This is a genomic window from Streptomyces sp. CB02400, from assembly GCF_001905725.1.
Lineage (GTDB): Bacteria > Actinomycetota > Actinomycetes > Streptomycetales > Streptomycetaceae > Streptomyces > Streptomyces atrovirens.
In genome coordinates, this window is record NZ_LIWB01000005.1 from 107,264 (window position 1) to 128,203 (window position 20,940).

14 protein-coding genes are annotated in these 20,940 nt (G+C 74.0%); 10 read left to right on the plus strand and 4 right to left on the minus strand.

Annotated elements, in window-relative coordinates:
* Nucleotides 1-81: 81 nt before the first annotated feature.
* Nucleotides 82-1,119: an MraY family glycosyltransferase gene (locus AMK33_RS14080; protein ID WP_073933151.1), complete on the minus strand. Its 1,038-nt coding sequence runs from the start codon at nt 1,117-1,119 to the stop codon at nt 82-84.
* Nucleotides 1,120-1,401: 282 nt separating this feature from the next.
* Between AMK33_RS14080 and AMK33_RS14085 the strand changes: the two genes are divergently transcribed.
* Nucleotides 1,402-3,684, plus strand: coding sequence for a (Fe-S)-binding protein (locus tag AMK33_RS14085; RefSeq protein WP_073933152.1), 2,283 nt, complete (start codon nt 1,402-1,404; stop codon nt 3,682-3,684).
* 397 nt (nt 3,685-4,081) lie between these two features.
* On the opposite strand, the gene AMK33_RS14090 is transcribed toward AMK33_RS14085, so the two are convergent.
* The gene (locus AMK33_RS14090; RefSeq protein ID WP_073933153.1) at nt 4,082-6,970 is read right to left on the minus strand and encodes a helix-turn-helix transcriptional regulator; all 2,889 of its coding nucleotides are present in this window, start codon (nt 6,968-6,970) and stop codon (nt 4,082-4,084) included.
* A gap of 463 nt (nt 6,971-7,433) precedes the next feature.
* Between AMK33_RS14090 and AMK33_RS14095 the strand changes: the two genes are divergently transcribed.
* From AMK33_RS14095 to AMK33_RS14105, 3 genes are all read left to right on the plus strand, one after another.
* Complete coding sequence (locus tag AMK33_RS14095) at nt 7,434-8,117, plus strand: helix-turn-helix transcriptional regulator (protein ID WP_079194863.1); 684 nt, start codon at nt 7,434-7,436, stop codon at nt 8,115-8,117.
* Nucleotides 8,118-8,297: 180 nt separating this feature from the next.
* Nucleotides 8,298-8,942 (plus strand): DUF4255 domain-containing protein, encoded by a 645-nt coding sequence (locus tag AMK33_RS14100; RefSeq protein WP_073933155.1) that lies wholly within the window; start codon nt 8,298-8,300, stop codon nt 8,940-8,942.
* A complete protein-coding gene (locus AMK33_RS14105) occupies nt 8,939-10,975 on the plus strand; it encodes an ATP-binding protein (RefSeq protein ID WP_073933156.1) in 2,037 nt (678 codons plus the stop codon). Before AMK33_RS14100 ends, AMK33_RS14105 begins: the two co-directional genes overlap by 4 nt.
* Nucleotides 10,976-11,006: 31 nt before the next feature.
* Here AMK33_RS14105 and AMK33_RS14110 read toward each other — a convergent pair whose 3' ends face one another.
* Complete coding sequence (locus AMK33_RS14110) at nt 11,007-12,383, minus strand: ricin-type beta-trefoil lectin domain protein (protein ID WP_073933157.1); 1,377 nt, start codon at nt 12,381-12,383, stop codon at nt 11,007-11,009.
* A gap of 114 nt (nt 12,384-12,497) precedes the next feature.
* The gene (locus AMK33_RS43800; protein WP_443030917.1) at nt 12,498-14,099 is read right to left on the minus strand and encodes an eCIS core domain-containing protein; all 1,602 of its coding nucleotides are present in this window, start codon (nt 14,097-14,099) and stop codon (nt 12,498-12,500) included.
* A gap of 221 nt (nt 14,100-14,320) precedes the next feature.
* Between AMK33_RS43800 and AMK33_RS14120 the strand changes: the two genes are divergently transcribed.
* From AMK33_RS14120 to AMK33_RS14140, 6 genes are all read left to right on the plus strand, one after another.
* On the plus strand, nt 14,321-15,922 hold the full coding sequence (locus AMK33_RS14120; RefSeq protein ID WP_073933158.1) for a phage tail sheath family protein: 1,602 nt from the start codon (nt 14,321-14,323) through the stop codon (nt 15,920-15,922).
* Between the two features lie 66 nt (nt 15,923-15,988).
* Nucleotides 15,989-16,432 (plus strand): phage tail protein, encoded by a 444-nt coding sequence (locus tag AMK33_RS14125; RefSeq protein ID WP_073933159.1) that lies wholly within the window; start codon nt 15,989-15,991, stop codon nt 16,430-16,432.
* A complete protein-coding gene (locus tag AMK33_RS14130; RefSeq protein ID WP_073933160.1) occupies nt 16,432-16,962 on the plus strand; it encodes a hypothetical protein in 531 nt (176 codons plus the stop codon). The genes AMK33_RS14125 and AMK33_RS14130 overlap by 1 nt, the downstream gene beginning before the upstream one ends.
* Nucleotides 16,959-17,117, plus strand: coding sequence for a DUF6760 family protein (locus AMK33_RS42830; RefSeq protein WP_095534630.1), 159 nt, complete (start codon nt 16,959-16,961; stop codon nt 17,115-17,117). Before AMK33_RS14130 ends, AMK33_RS42830 begins: the two co-directional genes overlap by 4 nt.
* 153 nt (nt 17,118-17,270) lie before the next feature.
* Nucleotides 17,271-20,462: a hypothetical protein gene (locus tag AMK33_RS44710; RefSeq protein WP_073933161.1), complete on the plus strand. Its 3,192-nt coding sequence runs from the start codon at nt 17,271-17,273 to the stop codon at nt 20,460-20,462.
* Nucleotides 20,463-20,509: 47 nt separating this feature from the next.
* The gene (locus tag AMK33_RS14140) at nt 20,510-20,935 is read left to right on the plus strand and encodes a phage tail protein (RefSeq protein ID WP_073933162.1); all 426 of its coding nucleotides are present in this window, start codon (nt 20,510-20,512) and stop codon (nt 20,933-20,935) included.
* Nucleotides 20,936-20,940: the final 5 nt, after the last annotated feature.

The window sequence follows — 20,940 nt, forward strand, 5'->3', positions numbered from 1 at the left end:
AACTGACTTGAGTGGAACGGACTCAAGCATGCATGACACCCGGCGCGGGGTCAACAGAGCTGAGTCGAGCAGGCTCAACTCTTATCCGTTCCTTACACGCAACCGCTCCCTGACCTGCGGCGATACCTCGGCAGACCGTTGACGGGGACGAAAAACAGGGGTGACGGGAAGGCGTACGAGCGCGAGTACGACCACTGCGGCGACCGCCGCCACCCACACCACCGCACCCCCGGACACCCGTCCGGTGTGCGCGCCCACCCCCACCAGTACCCCTCCCAGCGCGCCGATGCCGAGCAGCACGACCACCGCGCGGGGAGCGAGTCCGAGCCGCCGCAGCCGGTGCCCGAGGTGGTCCGGCCGGCCGCGGGTCAGCGGCCACCGGGACAGCCGCCGCGCGAGGAGCACCAGTACGGCGTCGGCGCACACCACGGCCGTCAGGGCGAACAACACCCCGGCACCGGCCCCGATTCCCTGCCCGGCCCGCACGAACACCGCCGCCGAGGCCACCACGAACCCCGTGAACAGCGAGCCGCCCGCCCCGAGACCGGCCCGCGCGGGATGCCAGTTGTGCAGCAGGAAACCGGCGAGCGCGGCGGCCAGCACGCTCAGCAGAACCGCGATCCCGTCCATCAGCTCGGCCGCCGCGCAGGCCGCCACCCCGAACGCGGTCACCGCCCCCACGGTGCCGGCCAGCCCGTCGGCGTGGTCGAGCCCCCGGAACGCGGCGGTGACCACCACGACCCACCCCACGGCGAGCACCCCCCGCACCACCCCGGTCTCCGCGTACGGCACGACGAGCGCCGCCGCCACGGCCGTACCGGCGAGCGGGACCCACCACCGCAGCCGCCACACGTCGGCGGCCAGCCCGAGTACGCCGATCCAGGCCCCGGCGGCCAGCAGCCGCCCGATCCCGGTGCCGAGCGGGGCATGTCCCGCCCGGTCGCCGAGCCCCGCCACCAGCGCGGTCGTGAGCACGACGGCCGTTCCCCCGGACAGCGGCAGCGCCAGACGGCGTCTGCGGTCCACGATCCCCAGGCGCAGGGCGGGGACCCGCAGCAGTTCCGCGAGGAGGGCGGAGAGGAGCAGGGCGGTGGCGGCGGCGGCGATCCCGTAGAGCACGGATATAAGTTAGGGGCGTATGGACCGATTTAGCGTGAATAACACGATCGGATCCCGGACGCCATTCGGGACACCCCCGGAGGTGCCGCCATAGGCAACCCTGAGCGATTCAGATCACCCCGTGCCCGGCTACAGTGCGACCGGAGATGGGGGTAATCTCGAACGGACTGCATAAGTTACCGCTTAGTAATTTCGGGGAAGCCGTAGTGGAGCCCCCGCAGAAGACCCGAAAAACCCTCTCGAAACCCCTCTCCGAACCCCTCGCAGGCCCGAGGAGCCCCCATGCAACTCGCCGCGATCATCGTGTCGCTGGTCCTGACCGTGGTCGGCGTCGCGCTGCTCGCACGCGCGATCGGCCAGTTCGTCCGGTACTTCAAGCTGGGCCAGCCGGTCCCGGCCGGCGCCCGGACCGACAATCCCTACCAGCGCAGTGTGACCCTGGTGCGGGAGTTCCTCGGCCACACCCGCATGAACCGGTGGGGTGTCGTCGGCATCGCCCACTGGTTCGTCGCCGTCGGCTTCCTGACCCTGCCGCCGACCCTCGCCCAGGCATTCGGCCAGCTCTTCGAGGCCGACTGGGTGCTGCCGGTCATCGGCGGCTTCCTGCCGTTCGAGCTGTACATCGAGTTCATCGGCGTGATGACGATCCTGGGCATCGCCGTGCTCATCGTGATCCGCCTGCTGAGCCTGCCCTCGCGCCCCGGGCGCAAGTCCCGCTTCGCGGGCTCCAAGGCGGGCCAGGCGTACTTCGTCGAGTACGTCATCCTCACCATCGGCCTGGCCATCTACGTGCTGCGCGGCCTGGAGGGCGCACTGCACCACGTGGACCAGTACGAGGCCGCGTACTTCGCGTCGTACCCGCTGGTCCTGGCCTTCAAGGGGCTGAGCGTCGCCGCGCTGCAGAACCTGGTCTACCTGTTCGCGATGATCAAGATCTCGACGTCCTTCATCTGGATGATCGTGGTCTCGCTCAACACCAACATGGGCGTGGCCTGGCACCGCTTCCTCGCCTTCCCGAACATCTGGTTCAAGCGGGAGGCCACCGGCGGGACCGCCCTCGGCGCGCTCCAGCCGATGACGTCCGGCGGCAAGCCGATCGACTTCACCGACCCCGGTGACGACGACGTCTTCGGCGTCTCCCAGGTCGAGCAGTTCTCCTGGAAGGGCCTGCTGGACTTCTCCACCTGCACCGAGTGCGGCCGCTGCCAGTCGCAGTGCCCCGCCTGGAACACGGGCAAGCCGCTCTCCCCCAAGCTCCTGATCATGTCCCTGCGCGACCACGCGCACGCCAAGGCCCCGTACCTGCTGGCCGGCGGCGGCAAGACGATGGAGGGCGAGGAGAAGGCGTCCGAGGAGCAGCTGGCCGGCGTCCCCGCCGCGGCCCTCGCCGAGGCCGAGCGCCCGCTGATCGGCACCGCCGAGGAGAACGGCGTCATCGACCCGGACGTCCTGTGGTCCTGCACCACCTGCGGCGCCTGCGTCGAGCAGTGCCCCGTCGACATCGAGCACGTCGACCACATCGTCGACATGCGCCGCTACCAGGTGATGATCGAGTCGGCGTTCCCGTCCGAGGCGGGCACGATGCTCAAGAACCTGGAGAAGAAGGGCAACCCCTGGGGCCTGGCGAAGAAGCAGCGCCTGGAGTGGACCAAGGAGGTCGACTTCGAGGTCCCGGTCGTCGGCAAGGACATCGAGGACCTGTCCGAGGTCGAGTACCTGTACTGGGTCGGCTGCGCCGGCGCCCTGGAGGACCGCGCGAAGAAGACCACCAAGGCCTTCGCGGAACTCCTCCACATCGCGGGCGTCAAGTTCGCGATCATGGGCGGCGACGAGAAGTGCACCGGTGACTCCGCCCGCCGCCTCGGCAACGAGCCCCTGTTCCAGGAGCTCGGCATGGAGAACGTCATGTCCCTCAACGCCGCCTTCGGCGAGGAGATGGACGACGACGGCAAGATCGTGCCCGAGTCGGCGAAGCCCAAGTCGGCGAAGAAGATCGTCGCCACCTGCCCGCACTGCCTCAACACCCTCGGCAACGAGTACCCGCAGCTCGGCGGCGACTACGAGGTCATCCACCACACCCAGCTCCTCCAGCACCTGGTGGACGAGGGCAAGCTGATCCCGGTCACCCCGGTCGAGGGCATCATCACCTACCACGACCCGTGCTACCTGGGCCGCCACAACAAGATCTACACGCCCCCGCGCGAGATCATCGGCAAGGTCCCGGGCCTGCGCAACGAGGAGATGCACCGCCACAAGGAGCGCGGCTTCTGCTGCGGCGCGGGCGGCGCCCGGATGTGGATGGAGGAGCGGATCGGCAAGCGCATCAACAACGAGCGCGTCGACGAGGCCCTCTCCCTGAACCCGGACATCGTCTCCACGGCCTGCCCGTTCTGCCTGGTCATGCTGACCGACTCGGTCAACGGCAAGAAGAACGAGGGCAAGGCCAAGGAGTCCATCCAGGTCGTCGACGTCGCCCAGCTCCTGCTGGAGTCCGTCAAGACCCCGGCCGACCCGGCGGGCGACGAGGAGAGCGAGAGCGCTCCGGAACCGGAGCCGGTGAAGTAACGCGACACTCCGCCGAAGGGGCCGCCCGGAAGGGCGGCCCCTTCGCCGTACCCACGCGCCCTGCCGGCTCCTCCGGCACTCCCCCGCCACCGCACGACAAGCCCGCGCGGGTCGGGGCACCGGACGGGACCGGGAGCAGAGCCGCGGGGAGTTCGGTGCGGCGGGACCCGCCGCCGTACGACGGGACCGCCCGCCCCCGCCTCAGCCCGTCCAGGCCGTGGGCAGGGGGCCGTGGGGAGCCCGGTCGACGGTCTCCCGCCGCCGTACGACGGGACCGCCCGCCCCCGCGGGTCAGCCCGCGCGGGCCAGGGCACCGGGCGGGACCGGGAGCAGAGCCGCGGGGAGTCCGGTGCGGCGGCCCCCGCCGCCGTACGACGGGGCCGCCCGTCCCCGCGGGTCAGCCCGCGCGGGCCGAGGCGCCGGGTGGGGCAGGGGGCAGGGCCCCGGGCAGTTCCGTGCGGCGGGTGATGCCCAGTTTGCGGTAGGTGGCTGTCAGGTGGGTTTCCACTGTGCGGCGGGCCAGGTGCAGTAAGGCGGCTATCTCCGCGTTCGTACGGCCCTCGGCCGCGAGGCCGGCGATGCGGCGTTCGCTGCCGGTGAGGGCGGCGGGGCCGGTGCGTGGGGCGCCGGCGCGGCGGGCGCCGCCCTCGCGGAGCAGGTCCTCGGCGACGGTGCGCAGCCGGACCGCGCCGAGGCGTTCGGCGCGTTCCACCGCCTCGCGCAGCGACTCCCGCGCGTGGGAGCGCTCCCGCAGAGTGCTGAGCAGCCGGCCGTGGGAGATCAGGGCCGAGACCAGCTCCGTTCCGGCCGGTTCCCCGCGCAGGAGTCCGACCGCGCGACCGGTGAGTTCCAGGCCGCGCCGGCCGCCCGTCGCCTCGCCCAGCACGCGCAGCGCGCGGCCCCGTACGCGCGGGGTGTGCCACACCTCGGCGAGCCGCAGTTCCTCCTCGGCGAGGGCCAGCGCCTCCCGCGGCCGGCCGAGCGCCAGCTCGCACTCGGCGGCGGCGACGCGCCAGGGGGCGACCACGGACCTGAACGCCTCACGGGCCGCCTGGCGCCGTCCGCACTCCAGGAAGTCGTCCAGCGCCGCCGCCGGGTCGCCGGATGCGGCGCGCAGCACCCCCCGCGCGTACAGGAAGCGGTGGGTCCGCCAGGAGTCCGGTGCCGTCCGCAGGTCGAACCCGTCCACGAGACGGGCGGCCTCCTCCAGCCGGCCCGTCTCCACCAGCGCGATCACGGCCTGCGTGTGCGCGCTGGTGGGCCCGGGCCCGGACGGCCCGGCCCCGGACGACCGAGCCCTCGGGTCGGCGAGCACGGTGTCGAAGTCCGCGCGGGCCGCCGCGAGATCCACGCGCAGGTCGAGCAGGACGTGGTGCATGGGGTGCAGCAGGAAGGAGTCCAGCGTGTCCAGGGCACGCCGCACCAGGCGCTCGGCCTCGTCGAGTTCGTCCGCCCAGTGGGCCACGGCGGCGGCCGTGCCGAACAGGAACGGCTCGGCGATCGGGTCGGCCGGCCCCTTCAGGAGCGTGCGGATCTGCGCCATCGCGTCCCGTGCGGAGATCAGGCCGGCCGTCGCCTCGTACCGCACGTTCAGTATCCGGTGGGCCGCGCCGAGCAGGTCCGGGGTGCCCCCGTCCGGCCCGGCCCGCCGCCGGTACTCCTTGCGCAGGGCGCCCAGTTCCTCGTCGGACATCAGTACGGCGACGGCGCGCAGCGTGCGCACCAGGTCGGGCCGGTCCGCCAGCCGGTGCTCCTCCTCCCGGAGCATGCGCAGCGCCGCCCGGGTCTCCCCACTGCGGACGAGTGCCGTGGCCAGGGCCACCATCGCCCGCACCAGGTCCCGGGACCCGCCCGGCAGCCGTACGGCCTCCGCGAGCCGGGCGATGCCGCCGGACGGGTACTCGGCGCACTCCAGGGAGCCGAGCTGGATGAGGACGGTGGCCCGGCGGACGGGCGCCATGGGCTCGTCCAGGGCGCGTCTCAGGAACGCCACGGCGCCCCGTGGGCAGCCGGCGCGGACCTCGTCGGCCGCGGCCTCGACCAGCACGTCGACGGCCCAGGGCTCGGCCACCGCGGAAGCGTGCGACAGGTGTCCGGCCACCACGGCGACCTCGGCGCCCCCGCGCATCAGCTCCTCGGCGGCGGTGCGGTGGGCCGCCCTGCGCCGGCCGCTCGTCCAGCCGCTCAGCACCGCGTCGCGCAGCAGCGGGTGCGCGTACCGGTGCGGGCCGTCCGCGTCCTGGCGCAGCAGACCCAGGCGGGTCATCGCGGTGAGCCAGCCCGCGACCCGGTCCGTGTCCGCCTGGGCCATCCTGGCGATGATCCGGGCCTGGGTGTCGCGGCGTTCGGCGGGGCGGCACCCCGGGTACCGGTTCCGCGCGGGCACGGTGCCGTCCGCGGACGGAGCCCGTGCGGCCCGTGCGGCACCGTCGTCCGCTTCCCCGCTCTCCAGCACGGCCAGGGAACGGGCGACCCCGGCCGTCGCCCCGCCCGCGCCGGCCAGCCACCAGGACACGGCGTCCGGGTAGGCGCCCGGATACAGCGCGGCGCAGGTGTCCGGCAGTGCCGCCGGCGGGGCGGACCCGTCGGTGGTGCCCCCGGACGACAGGTCCTCCAGCAGGGCGCGCAGCAGCAGCGGGTTGCCCGCCCCGGCCCGTACGCAGTCGGCCACCCGGTCGGGCGCGGCCTCGGGGAAGGCGGCGCGGACCAGGTCCGTGGCGGCGCCGTCGCTCAGCGGGGCGAGGGTGTGGGTGCGGGCGAGGGCGGGGGAGAGCCCGTGGGCGATGCCGGCGCCGGGCGGGTCGATGTCGTACTGGCTGCGCTCGGTGACCACCAGGAGCACCGGCAGCCCGTCGACGAGCCGGGCCGCCTCCGCCAGCCAGCGGCGCGAGAGCGGGTCGGCGGCGTGCACGTCGTCGACCGCCACGAACAGCGGGGCCTCGGCCGCGTACGTCTCCAGCAGCCGCCACAGCAGCGCGGACTGTGTCCGGTGGTGCGCGGTCCGGGAAGTACCGGGGTCCGCCGGGGAGTCGACGAAGTCCGCCTCCGCGCCGAAGAGCTGGTGGACGACGCCCCAGTCCGTACCGCTGTTCTCCGGGGTGCAGCGGGCCCGCAGCACCCACATGTCCCGGTCCGCCGCCTGCTGTGCGGCGGCCCTCAGGAGGGCGGTGCGGCCGGTGCCGGTGGCGCCGCGCAGCAGGAACAGGCGGCCCGATCCCTCACGGGCGCGTTCGGCCTCCGCGGCCAGCAGCCGCAGGGCGTCGTCCCGTTCACTGAGGGGTTCCACTGAGGGCAACGGTTCCTCCTGGGCCGGGGCGGATCGTGGTCGTGCGGGGTAAGGGCGGGTGACGGGGGACGGATCTCACGGGTGACCGGACGGAACAGCGGCCGTCCTCTCCCTGGAGGACGTGGAACAGGCCCTGCGGGTGCCCCGACGGGCCGGTCCGGGCGGCCTGTTGAGGCAAGAAGTTGAAACAAGGGGTGAATCCCTGCCGCAGGTATGGACGAAGTGCACCGGGTCGTGTTCCATTCCCGCAGAGCCGGGCCCCGTCCCCGTCCCCGGGCCCGGGCGGAAAGCGCAGTACGCAGGGCACGGCCGGGGTGTCCGGCGCGTGCCCGGCCGGTGAACGGCGCGCGTGATCTCGTGGTGCGTCTCGTGGTTCTCCACGATTGTCCGCGTCCCACCCGGCACAGGAGTGTGTGACCGAAGCATCGGACGCGGACACCACAGCGGTGCCCGCAACTCGGGTATGGGGAATCGGTTGCGCAGCTCGTTCGGAACCTCGGAAACGGCCCCGGCCGCCGGGCAGGGGACCCGGATCCCCGTGGTGGTCGACGCCCCGGACCCCATCTCCCGGGCCGGCGCGGCCAGTGAACTCCGCCGGCACCCGGTCATCGAGCTGGTGGAGGACGGCCGCCCCGGTCCGGACACCGTGGCCCTCCTCATCAACGACCACCTGGACGAGGGCCTGTTGACCCGGATGCGCAAGCTCGTGCGCAGTGACGGCAGCCGCGCCGTGCTCGTGGTCGGCGCGATCCGGGAGAACGAACTCCTCGACGTGGTCGAGTGCGGGGTCGGCGCGATCGTCTGGCGCCACGAGGCCACCGCGCACCGGATGGTGCGTGCCGTCGTGGCGGCCTCCCGCGGCGACGGGGACCTCCCCGGTGACCTGCTGGGCCGGCTGATCAACCAGGTGGGTACGCTGCACCGCACCTCGGCGGGCCATCCCGGTGGTCCCTCCTCCGGCCTGACGGCCCGTGAGGCCGACGTACTGCGCCTCGTCTCCGAGGGCCTGGACACGGGAGAGATCGCCGGAAAGCTCTCGTACTCCGAACGTACGGTCAAGAACGTGTTGCACGGCATCACCACCCGGCTGCACCTCCGCAACCGCGCGCACGCCGTCGCGTACGCCCTTCGGGAAGGTTACATCTGACCGAACAGGCAACCGAATTCGCCCTCTTGGGCAGCCCGTCGTGCCCGCTCCCGTCCCAGGGGGCGGGCACGGCACCGCGCGTCCAAGGGCACGATCGGTGGAGTCCGGCGGCCCGGTGGTACGGCAGCCGGTGAGCCGGTGAGCCGGTGAGCCGCATCACGGCAGAGCAGGAGTACGACGGTGATCCACGAGGTGGACGAGGTCCTCAAGGGGCTTCTCGGCAGCGGCGCCCTGGCCGGCTCGGGCATCGAGGTGTCACTGGACGCCCCGACCCGGGACTGGGCGGCCCGCCGCAACGCGCCCGCCCTCAACGCCTACCTCTACGACATCCGTGAGGAGGTCTCACGGCGCGAACGCGGCACGGTCGCGGTCACCGACGGCAGCGGCCAGGTCGCGAAGCGCCGCCTGCCCCCGCGCTGGTTCCGGCTGTCGTACCTGGTCACCGCCTGGACCAAGCAACCGCAGGACGAACACCGCCTGTTGTCCGCCGTACTGGCCACACTGCTGCCCCGCGAGATCCTGCCGCCCGCCGAACTGCCCGGCGCGCTGGGCGCGCTGGGGCTCTCCGTGTCACTGTCGGTGGCCGGCACCCAGACCGAGTCGCGGTCGCTGGCCGAGATCTGGTCCGCGCTCGGCGGTGAACTCAAGCCGTCGCTCGACCTGGTGGTGCTCGTCCCGTTCCCGTCCTTCCCCGAGTACGACGCAGGACCGCCGGTCACCGAGGGCGCGGTCGTACGGGTCCGCTCGGTCGACGGAGCCCAGGACGACTCACCCGGTCGCGGCCACCGTCCGCACCACGTCGAGCAAGGGAAGCGGAACCGTTGAACGGCCACCACCACGACCCGGCCGAGGCGCTCCTGGAGCGCGTCACGCGGCTCCGGGAACGGGTCGCCCTGCTGGTCGAGCACCGCGCCGCCGACGACCCGACCGCCGACGACCCGCTCCGCGGCCTGTACCTGTCCGAGGAGGCCGTACGGCACCGCCTCCGCGCCGTCCCCGCCCCGCCGGGGGACGACGGGGCGGGGGACGACGAGCCCCCCGGCGACCGGCTCGGTCCGCTCGCGCGGCGGCTCGGTCTGCGCCCGCTGGAGGTCTCGGTGCTGCTCGTGGCGCTCGCCCCGGACCTCGACCGCTCCTTCGAGCCCCTGTACGGCTACCTCAACGACGACGTGGGCCGCCGCCACGCCACCACCGGGCTCGCGCTCGACCTGTGCGGCGCCCCCGTGCACCGGCCCGAGGCCCGCGCCGTCTTCCACCCCTCGGCACCCCTGCGGTCCCTGGCCCTGCTCGACGTCGACGAACCGGAACGCCCCTTCCTCAGCCGGTCGTTGCGGGTCCCGGACCGGCTCCTCGCCCACCTCCTCGGCGACGACACCCCGGATCCGTCGTTCGCCGGGCGGGTCCGCCCGCTCACCGTGCCGTCCACCGCGGACACGCCCGGCGGCGACACCTTCACCGGGCGGCTCGCCGCCCGGCTGGCCGCCGCCCCGCTCACCGTCTACCTGCGCGAGCACCGCGAGGGCGAGGGCCTGGCGCACGCCGCGCGGGCCCTCCCCGGCGGCGCCCTGCACTACACCCCCCAAGGGCCGCACACCGGGGAACCGCTGACCGCCCTGCTGCGCGAGGCCCGGCTGCGGGACCGCGCCGTGGTCGTCTCCCCGCTCCCGGACGACCCCGGGGCACTCGTGCGGGCACTGTCGGTGCCCGATGTGCCGGTGGTGTTCACCGGCTCCCGGCCGTACGACCCGCAGTGGTGCGACCACGACCCCCTCGTCCTGGACGCCCCCCGGCTGGGAGCGGGCGCCGTGGACACCTGGGCCGCGGCCCTGGACGACGGGGACGGCGGGGCGGAACCCGATGCTCGTACGGGCACACCTGCCGCCCCCTCCGGCCCCCTCGGCTTCGATCTCGCCGCCACCGTGGCCCCGTACCACCTGAGCACGGACCGGGTGGCGCGGGCCGTACGGGCCGCCCGGCGCCTCGCCGCGTTCGACGGCACCGCCCTCGACCCCGGCCACCTCAGACTCGCCGCACGCCAGCAGTCGACCTCGGGTCTCGAACAGCACGCCCGGCGGATCCGGCCGGCGGTGACCTGGGACGACCTGGTGCTGCCCGAGGCGCCCCTGGCCCAGCTGCGGGAACTGGCCCGGCGGGCCCGGCACCGCGACCGGGTGCTCGGCGACTGGCGGCTCAGCGCCGGCGGCGGCCGGGGCCGGGGCGTGCTGGGGCTGTTCGCGGGCGAGTCGGGCACCGGCAAGACGCTGTCCGCCGAGGTCGTCGCCGCCGAACTGGGCCTGGACCTGTACGTCGTACGGCTGTCCTCCATCGTGGACAAGTACGTCGGCGAGACCGAGAAGAACCTGGAGCGCGTCTTCTCCGAGGCGGACCGCACCGACGCCGTCCTGCTCTTCGACGAGGCGGACGCGGTGTTCGGCAAGCGGTCCGAGGTCAAGGACGCGCACGACCGGTACGCCAACATGGAGAGCGCCTACCTGCTCCAGCGCCTGGAGTCCTTCGACGGCATCGCGCTGCTCACCACCAACCTGCGGGCCAACATCGACGAGGCGTTCACCCGGCGCCTCGACCTGGTGGTCGACTTCCCGTTCCCGGACGGCGCCCAGCGGCTCGCGCTGTGGCGGCACAGCCTCTCCCGCGTGCCGTGCGCGGACGGCGTCGACGCGCACGGGGTGGCGCGGGACTTCGAATTGTCCGGCGGTTCCATCCGCAGCGCCGTGGTCACCGCCGCCTACGCGGCCGCGGACCGGGACGGGCCGGTCAGCACGGCCGACCTGCTGGAGGGCGCGCGGCGGGAGTACCGCAAGGCGGGGCGGCTGGTGCCGGGCGAGGGCGCCTGGTAGCCGCCCCGGCCGGGGCGGGCCCGGTACCGGCTCAGGCCGACTGCCGCTGCCACTTCTGGTTGGGCGTGCCCCCGCACGTCCACAGGTGCAGCCCGGTTCCGTTCGCGGTGCCGCTCCACATGGCGTCGACGCACTTGTCCGCCTGCGGGTTGACGAGGTCCCACGCGGGACTCATCACGAAGTCCTGGGCGGGGTTGCCGCTGCACCGGGCAAGCTGGATCTCGGCGCCGTCCTCCTTGGAACCCCAGGCCACGTCCATGCACATGTCCATGGAGCGGACGGTGCCGTCGCCCCGGAAGTCCCACCGCTGGTTGGCGGCCCCGGGGTCGCAGTCCTGCAGCACCAGAGCGGTGCCGTCCTCCGCCTTGCCCTTCTTCAGCGGGACGGTGATGCACCGCTCGGACCCGTTGCCCACGATGAGGTCACCGACCAGGACGGCCGGCTCGTCCTCCTCCTCCTTCTGGCCGCCGCCGTCGCCGGACGGCTCCTCCTTCTCCTCGGAGCCCGCGCCGGCCGAGTCCCCGGTGTCCGCCGGCTTCTCCTGTTCGGGCGCCTTCTCCTCCTGCGACGGCTCGGCGCTCGGCACGGTGGCCGGTGCGGACAGCGCGGGGCTGGGGACGGGAATCGCACCGGCCTCGGTCTGCGCCATCTGCTCGGTGGCCAGGGAACGGACGTCGGGCTTGTACGTCAGCCAGATCACCACGAACGCGACCGCCAGCGCCACCGTCATCCCCAGCACCGTGGCCAGCCAGCCGGGCAGGAAGCCGCGCTGGACGAACTTCCCCTCCACCCCGAGCGGATCGACACCCGACCGCTGGACCGCCAGCGTGTACGGGCGCTCCTGCTTCGAACCGAACCAGATGATCTCCCGCGGCTTCAGCCGCGCCCTGACGAACACCGCACGTCCGGGCTCGATCTGCACATTGCCCGGATCCAGGTCGAACGAGAGCTGGTCACCGTTGTCGCTCCCGCCGATCGACGCGGTCACCTTCGTGTTCCCGAGGTTGTCCACCGCCAGCTTCGGACGCCCCCGCAGCCGCCCCTTCACCACCGGCGGCACCAACTCGGCGCGCACCTCGGTGAACGGGGTGACCGTCACGTTCCCCTCGGGGACGGCCGTCGCCTCGGGGTGTTCCGTGGGCGTGATCCGCACCGCGTACGGATGCGGTCCCGCCACCGCGTCCGGCGTCCGCGGCACGGCGAACGACACCTCCACCGTCCCCGTGGTCCCCGGGTACAACCGCAGCGACTGCGGCTCCACCCGCGTCCACGGCGCGAGATCCCCCACCGGCTCGAACCGGTACTCGTCCACCACGTCACCGGTGTTGCGCACCCGCAACCGCACCGTCGTGCCGCCACCGGGGTCCACCGTCGTGGACGCCGGTTCAAGAGAAGTCCAAAGGGTCACGTATCGACGTTAGGGGACACGCCCCGAGGGGTCAGGGGCCTGTGAGGCAGGGTCGGCTGCCCGGAAAGGCACCCGGTTGCCCGGCCCGGTGGCGGTACGTCCCCGGCCCGCCGGCTAGTCGTCCGCCTCCCATTCGGACGCGGACTCGTCCGGGTCGTGGCTGACGCCCTGGGCCAGCTCCGTCATGTCGCCCCTGAGGACCCCGTCCTCCAGGCGCTTGCCGGCCGCCTGCGCCATCCGCTCGACGGCGGCCTTGACCTCGGGGTGGGCCTTCATCCACTCCGGCATCACCCAGCCCGGGAAGAACTGGTCGTGGGTGCCCGCGGCCTCGACCTGGTACCCGTTGGGCCGGCCGATGTACTCGTTGACGGCGTCGAAGGCCCACTGGCAGCCGCGACAGGCCTTCTTGACACCGCCCATCATGACCGTCTCGACGGTGGCCTCTCCCTTCCTCGGGTTCGCCAGCCAGTGCTCGACGTGCTTGCCCAGCACGGTCATCTCACCGTGCAGGGAGGTTCCCTTCGCCGACTCGACACCGTCCGCGAACCACTGGACCGGCTTCCTCAGGGCCTCGTCGATGGCGAGCAGGCCCGCGGCCCCGCCGTGCGCCCCGGCGTAGGAACCGTCGACCTGGGCACGGAACTTGAGCCGGTCCTTGTTGGCTCGCGGGTCGACGTTGCGGTTCCGCGTCGCGGCCTTCGCCTGCTGCACCTCGTCGGACTTGTCGATGTAGAGCCGCAGTTCGGCCTCGACCACCTGCTTGTCGTTCGCGGTCACTTTCTTGTCACCGGTGTTCCCCGCGATGGCGAGGCGGCCGTCGGGCAGGAGCGACACGGCCAGATGGGGGGTGATCTTCTTCGCGCTGCGGGCGACGTTCTTCCTCTTCCGGTCGAGGAAGTCGCCGTTGGTGTCGACGATGGTCTGCAGCGCGATGCGGGACATCCGGTCCAGCATGCGCAGGGTCACGTCCCGGTCCTTGGCATCCGTCTCCCGGGTCTGCCGGAAACCGGGAGCGGCGGCGGGGGCGGGGGCGGCCTCCTCCGTCTCGGTGGCCCGCTGCACCTGTGGCGCACCCGTGTCCACGGCCCGCCGGCCGCCGTGGGCGCCCTCCGCGCCGGCCCGCGCCGGGGCCGCGCCGCTCATCACCCGGCGGGCGTTCGCCTCGGCCTCCCGCTCGAAGCGGTCCGCGGGGTCGCTGACCTTCAGCCCGCTGCCGTTGTCGTGACCGGAGACCGGCCCGCGCCGCTGCTGGACGACGTGCGTCAGCTCGTGCGCGAGGGTGTGCTTGTCCGCGCCGTCCCGGCCGACCACCACATGGCTGCCCGAGGTGTACGCGCGGGCCCCGACCTCCGCGGCGGAGCGCTGGGCCACCGCGTCCGTGTGCAGACGTACATCACCGAAGTCCGCGCCGAGCCGGGCCTCCATCTCCGTCCGCAGGGGCGCGTCCAGGGGCCGGCCCGCGCTGCGCAGCACCTGGTGCACGGCCGACCGCTGCACCGAAGGGGAGGCCGGCCCGGCGGGCAGGTGACCGCAGCTCGCGTCGTGCCGGTGGCGCTCCTCGGCCACGGCCCGGGACACCGCCGCGTTCCCCGCCGACCGTTGCAGGGCGAGCAGCCCGGCCGAGGGGCCTCCGGCGGCGCGTCCGCCGCCCTGGCGGGGCTTCGGCGACGGGACGCCCGGGGTCTGTTCGTTGCTCTGCTTGTCCTGCCCGCGCACGGGCACTCCCCTCGGCGGCGGATACACGTCACCGGCCAGGCTGCCAGGACCCCGGGGGGCCGGGAATGGCCTTCGGGGCAGCCTCGGGGGCAGGTACGGCGTGCCTTGCCCTTCCGGGCAACAGCGGTGCCCCGTACACGGCACTCGCAGACGTTCCGGGCGGCGCGCTGCGCGCGCGAGGGTGGGCGTAGACCTGACTCGTACCCCGAGGAGAGCAGAGCATGCCGTCCTACCTGTCGCCGGGCGTCTACGTCGAGGAGGTGGCCAGCGGCTCGCGCCCCATCGAGGGAGTGGGGACATCGGTGGCGGCCTTCGTCGGGCTCGCACCGTCCGGCCCGTTGAACGAGCCGACCCTGGTGACCAACTGGACCCAGTTCGTCGCCGCCTTCGGTGCCTTCACCGACGGGTACTACCTGGCGCACTCCGTCTACGGCTTCTTCAACAACGGCGGCAGCGCGGCCTACGTGGTCCGTGTCGGCGGCGCCCCGGGCGGTGCCGCGGGCGAGGCGTCCGGCGCCCCCGCCGCGGTGACCGGCGCAGCCGCGCCGGCCGCGCTGCCCGCCGGGACGCCCCAGCAGCTCGGCACGTTCACCGTGACCGCCGTGGCCGCCGGGTCCGGCCCGCTCAGCGTCGAGGTCTCCGACCCCGAGGGCGAGGGCCCCGCCGAGCGGTTCAGGCTCGTCGTCAAGGACGGCGACCGGCCCGTCGAGAGCTTCGACGTGAGCGCCAAGAAGAGCAGCCGCACCTATGTCGTCACGCAGGTGAAGGAGCGCTCCAAGCTCATCACCGTGCAGGAGGCGGCGCCCGCCGCGCAGCTCGTACGCCCGGAGAACCAGACCGTGGCCCTCGTCGCCCCGGCCGCCGCTCCCGCCACCCCGGCCGCCCCGGCCGCCGCCGGTGGTGCCGAGAGCCACCCCGGCCCGGCCCAGTACCTCGGGGACTCGGCGGACCGCACCGGCTTCGGCGGCCTGGAGGCCGTGGACGAGATCTCCATGGTCGCCGTCCCCGACCTGATGGCCGCCTACCAGCGCGGCGCCATCGACCTGGAGGCCGTCAAGGCCGTCCAGCTCGGTCTGATCGCGCACTGCGAGCTGATGGGCGACCGGGTCGCCGTCATCGACCCGCCCCCCGGCCTGAACGCCCGTGACATCCGCGTGTGGCGCCAGGAGACCGCCGGCTACGACTCCAAGTACGCCGCGCTCTACTACCCGTGGGTCAAGGTCTTCGACCCGGCGAGCGGCCAGACCAGGACCGTCCCGCCGAGCGGTCACATCGCCGGCATCTGGGCCCGCAACGACTTCGAGCGCGGGGTGCACAAGGCGCCCGCCAACGAGGTGGTGCGCGGCGCCGTCGACCTGGAGCTCCAGATCACCCGCGGCGAGCAGGACCTGCTCAACCCGATCGGCGTCAACTGCATCCGCGCCTTCCCCGGCCGCGGCATCCGCGTCTGGGGCGCCCGCACCCTGTCCTCGGACCCGGCCTGGCGTTACCTGAACGTCCGCCGGTACTTCAACTACCTGGAGGAGTCGATCCTGATCGGCACCCAGTGGGTGGTGTTCGAGCCCAACGACCACCAGTTGTGGGCCAGGATCCGGCGCAACGTCTCCGCCTTCCTCGTCAACGAGTGGCGCTCGGGCGCCCTCTTCGGCGCCCGGCCGGAGGAGGCGTACTACGTCAAGTGCGACGAGGAGACCAACCCGCCGGAGTCCGTCGACCTCGGCCGGGTCATCTGCGAGATCGGCATCGCGCCGGTCAAGCCGGCCGAGTTCGTGATCTTCCGGCTGGCCCAGTTCTCCAGCGGCAGCGGGGAGCTGGAGGAGTAGGGGAGGTCTTCTTCCCCTCTTCCCCGCGGTCTCCGCTCTCCCCTCCTCCGAAGGAAAGAAAGATAAATGAGTCTGCAGCCGGGTGACGCCCTCACGTCACACAATTTCGGCCTCCAGATCGACGGTGTGATGGTCGAGTACCTCGCCGAGGTCAGCGGCCTCAGCCTCGAACAGGACGTCATCGAGTACCAGCAGGTCTCGGCCCAGGGCAAGCCCGTCACCAAGAAGATGCCGGGTGTGAAGAAGGCCGGCACCTGCACGGTCGTCCGCGGCATGACCCAGTCCGCCGCGTTCAACCAGTGGATCAACGAGTCGGTCAACGGCGCGATGTCCACGGCCCGCAAGAACGCCACCATCATGGTGATGGACTACCAGAACAATCCGGTCAAGCGGTACAACATGCGCAACGCCTGGTGCAGCAAGATCGACACCAGCACGGTGAAGGCCGGTGAGGCCGCCGCGCTGACCGAGACCGTGACCATCACGTTCGAAGAACTGGTCATCGAGTAATGCGCCGCACCACCGCCCGGCCGGGATCCCTCCCGGCCGGCGCCGCCCCCGCCTCCGTCGACGGGGCCGCCGACGGGGGCGGCCAGGGGCCGTTCGCCCAGAGCCCGGCGCCACCACCGGAGCAGGCCGTGCCCGACCCCGTCGACCCGGCGGCCCAGGTGCTGCGCACCGAGTTCCCGTTCGAGCTGCCGCGCGGGTACGTCGACGACTCCGGGACCGTGCACCGGCACGGTGTGATGCGGCTCGCGACCGCCCGGGACGAGCTGATCCCGCTGCGCGACATCCGGGTGCAGGAGAACCCCGCGTACCTGTCGGTGGTCCTGCTCGGCCGGGTGATCACCAGGCTGGGCACGCTTCCGCTGGTGCACGACGGGGTGGTGGAGAACATGTTCGCCTCCGACCTGGCGTTCCTCCAGGACTTCTACCGGCAGGTCAACGCCGAGGGCCACACCCGGGCCGGCGTGACCTGTCCCCACTGCGAGCAGCCGTTCGAGGTCGAACTCGGCGGGAGCCGCCTGGGGGAATCGTGACGTACGCGACCGACCGGCTGCACGAGGAGATCGCGTACATCGCCTACCACTTCCACTGGAGCCTGGAGGACATCCTGGACCTCGAACACGGCGACCGCCGCCGGTACACGGAGCAGATCACCTCGCTCGTCACCCGCGCCACGGCGGAGGGCTGACGCGGCATGGGATTCCTCGACCGGTTGCGGAGGAACGCGCCGGGGAGGCGGGACGGGGCCGGCACGCCCGCCCCGTCCCCGGAGACGTCACTCACATCCGCGGGATCGGCCGATGCCGGTGGTGGCGATGACGGTGGCGGTGCGTCCGCGGCCGTGGTGCGTACCGCGGCCTGGCCCGGGCTGCCGCCGATCCAGCGGGCCACCGCCCGGCCGTCGTGGCCCGTCGCCGACTCCGGATTCGGCGGCAGGCTGAGCACCTGGCAGAACCCGGCCTTCACCGGCACGCTCTCCCACGCCGTGCTCGACGGCGCACCCGGCGGACTGGTCCAGGGTGTCCTCACCGCCTCGGCGCGGCCCTCGCCGGGACTCGAACTGCCCGCGCTCTCCCTGCCCGTCGCCGCTCCCGGCGAGCCCGGCACGGAGCAGCCGCCGGCGCAGCGCGCGGCAGCGCCCTTCACCGTCGACCGCCCCTCGGGCCCGTCGGTCACCCCCGTCCCCGCCCCGGCCCCCCGGTCCGCGGCCCTGACCCGGACGGCGGCCCCGGCGGCGCCCGTCCAACGGCGTGCCCTGCCGGTCGCCGTGGGCCGGGGCAGGGGCGGCTCCGGTACGCGCCCGGCCACCTCACCGGCCTCCCCGGCCACCGGGGGCAGCGCGCCCTCCGGCACGCGTCGCCGGCCGCTGCTCGGCGCACCCGTGACGGCCCCGCCCCCGGGATCCGCCCCGCTCACGAAGCCCGCGGCCTCCCACGACTCCCCGGCCCCGGGCACGCCTTCCGGTGTGCGGGCCGGGGCGGAGGTTCCCCGCGGCGTCGAGGAGGCCGGCCGTCCCGGCGGGCAGGATCCCGTGGTCCAGCGGGCCGTCGCGTCCGTGCGGCCGACGTCCGTACCGCGTGAGGACGCCGGAGAAGCGGCGGGGGAACAGGCACCGGCAGCGGCGTCCCCCTCCCCGGCTCCTCCGGTACGGTCCCTGGCGCCGGCCCGCGCGCTGACTCCCGCCGTGCCGTCCGCGCTGTCGCCCGTGGCGCCGAAGTTCCGCCCCGCGCCCGCGGCCGTACCCCTGCGGCAGACCGCGCCCGCCGTGCAGCGGCGGGCGGCCCGGTCCGGCGGCGGTGCCCCGAGCGCACGGCGGCCCGACGCCTCCGGACCGTCGGGCGGCCCAGGGGCCGAGGGCACCGGGCGGCCCGGCACCGCGCCCATGGACGGTGGCGCCGGCCTGGTGGCCCCTGCCGCCGTGCCGTCTCCCGTACCGACTCCTCCGGCAGGTCCTTCGGGGATGCCGGTGGCGTCACCCGGAGCGCCGACGGTGCAGCGCGCACCGGCCACGCCCGCCGGGCCGTCGACCGGTCCTTCCGGGAGTACCCGGGGCGACTCACCCGCGTCCGCGCCGGCCACCGTTCCCGTGACCGCCGTGCAGCGCCTCGCCCGGCCCGGCTCCACGGCGCCCGTCGCACCGCTCCGGCGGGTCCCGCCGGCACCGGTGCACCGGGGCACGGACGCTCCCGTGTCCCCCGGGGCCACGTCCTCGTCCGGTTCCTCCGCGTCCGTCGCCGCCGTCGGCGAGGTCCCGGCCGCGTCCGGCACCCGTCGGCCCTCCGCCGCTCCCACCATCGAGGCGGCCTCCGTCCAGCGGGCCGGGAGCACGGACGCCGCGCCGCGACCCGGTGTCCCGGCCACGGCTCCGTCCCCCGGCACGAACACTCCCGAAGCCGCCGCTCCCACCGTGCGGCGCCGCACGGGCCCCGGGACGGCGACCCCGACCGCCCCCCTCGGCGACACATCCGCCGTCCAGCGCCGCACGAACCCCGCAACGGCGATCCCGGCCACCCCCGTTCCCGCGCCCTCCGCCGCCACCCCCGGCGACACACCCACCGTCCAGCGCCGCACGAACGCCGGAACAGCGGGCCAAGCCCCCTCCCCCGTTCTTCCCGCCGCCCCCGGCGACACATCCGCCGTCCAGCGCCGCACAAGCCCCGGAACGGCGATCCCGGCCACCCCCGTTCCCGCACCCCCCGGCGACACACCCGCCATCCAGCGCCGCACGAACGCCGGAACAGCGGGCCAAGCCCCCTCCCCCGTTCTTCCCGACGCCCCCGCCGCCCCCGGCGACGTACCCCTCGCACCCGGTGCCCCGGCCGGCCCTCCGCCGTCCGGGACGACGGCTCCCGGAGCCGTCTCCCCCGCCGTCCAGCGCCGTACGGACCCCGGGCTGCCGGCGGAGGGCACGGGTCGTGCCGTGCTGCCGCCGCTCGGCTCCGCCTCCGTCCCCGTGCTGCCGCCGCTCGGCTCCACCTCCGTCCCCGTGCCGATGCCGAGCAGCACCGTCTCCGCCCCAGTACCTGCCGCCACGCCCATCGGGCCCCCCATTCAGCGGCTCTCGGCGACCCGGCCCAAGCCGCCCGCTCCGTCCGCGCCCGTGGTGCGGCGCTCCGGTTCCGCCGATCCGGTCGGCGACAACAGGAGCACCGCACCCGCACCCGGACCGGGCCCCCGCGCCGGGACGGGCACGCCCGTGCAGCGCCTCGCCCGGCCCGGCTCACCGGTGCCCGCCCGGCCCGGCCTCGGTGCTCCCCTTCAACGCCGCACCACGCCCGCGCCCTTGCCTGCACCCGCACCCGCACCCGCACCGGACTCCGCCCGCAGGAGCTCTCCGGACGCACCTGTGTCCGCACCCCCCGCCAAGCCCGCGTCGCCGCTGCTCGCCCCTGCCCCCGGGCAGTCCGTGCCGCCCGGCGCACAGGCCGCCGTCCCCGTCCAGCGCACCGTCGCGCAGAGCCCGGTGAAGAGCCCCGTGCCCGCGCCCACGGTGCCCGCCTCCCCCGGTCCGGTCCCGCTCCGCGCCCCCGCCGTCGCCGTCGCCCCGGTCCTTCCGGCCGCCCCCGCCTTTTCCTCCGCGCCGCCCGTGCAGCGGGCTGCCACGACGGCCGCTCCCTCGGTGACCCGACTGCACGCCCCCGACGCCCCGGCGCTCCCCGCTCTGCCGGTCCCCGTCCAGCGTGCCGCCGTGCCCGCCGCGCTGAAGTCGCTCTGGAAGAAGGCCGTCGGCCCGGCCCCGTCGAACACCCCCGGACCACCGCCCGCGCACACCCCCGAGCCACCCCCGCCGCACGACCCCGGCACCCCTCCGCCGCACGATCCCGGGCCGCCCCCGCCGCACGATCCCGGGCCACCCCCGCCGTACAGCCCCCACGACCCGCACGCCGGGCGGTCCTTCGATCCGCGTGCCCTGACCGACGGGCAGCTCGACGAGCTGACCCACCGTCTGGTCGGCCCGCTCACCCGCCTCCTCCGTACCGAGCTGCGGATGGACCGGGAACGCATCGGCAGACTCCGCGACCCCCGCACCTGACCCGTAACCGGCCGTCCCGTCCCCGCCCGCCTCCGAAAGGCCCTCCGATGTCCAGCGATCTCGATCCGGGATCCACCATCTTCTTCACCCTCACCATCGACGGGCAGAGCCTCGGCGCGTTCAACGGTTGTGAGGGGCTGGCGTCGACGGTGGAGGTCGAGCAGTACCGGGAGGGCGGCAACAACGGGTTCGTGTGGCAGTTGCCGACCCGGGTCACCTTCTCCACCATCCGGCTGACCCGTCCGCTGACCCCAGACACCTCGAAGGTCGCCGCCTGGATCTCCTCCGTGACGACCGGCGTCACCCGCCCCACCGCCCAGATCTCGGCGCTGCGCGCGGACGGCTCCCAGGTGGCGCGCTGGGGTCTGATCGACGTACTGCCGGTGAGCTGGCAGGGCCCCTCCCTGGACCCAGCGAACCCGGGCGTGGCCACGGAGGTCCTGGAGATCGCGCACCACGGATTCACGGACTGACCGCG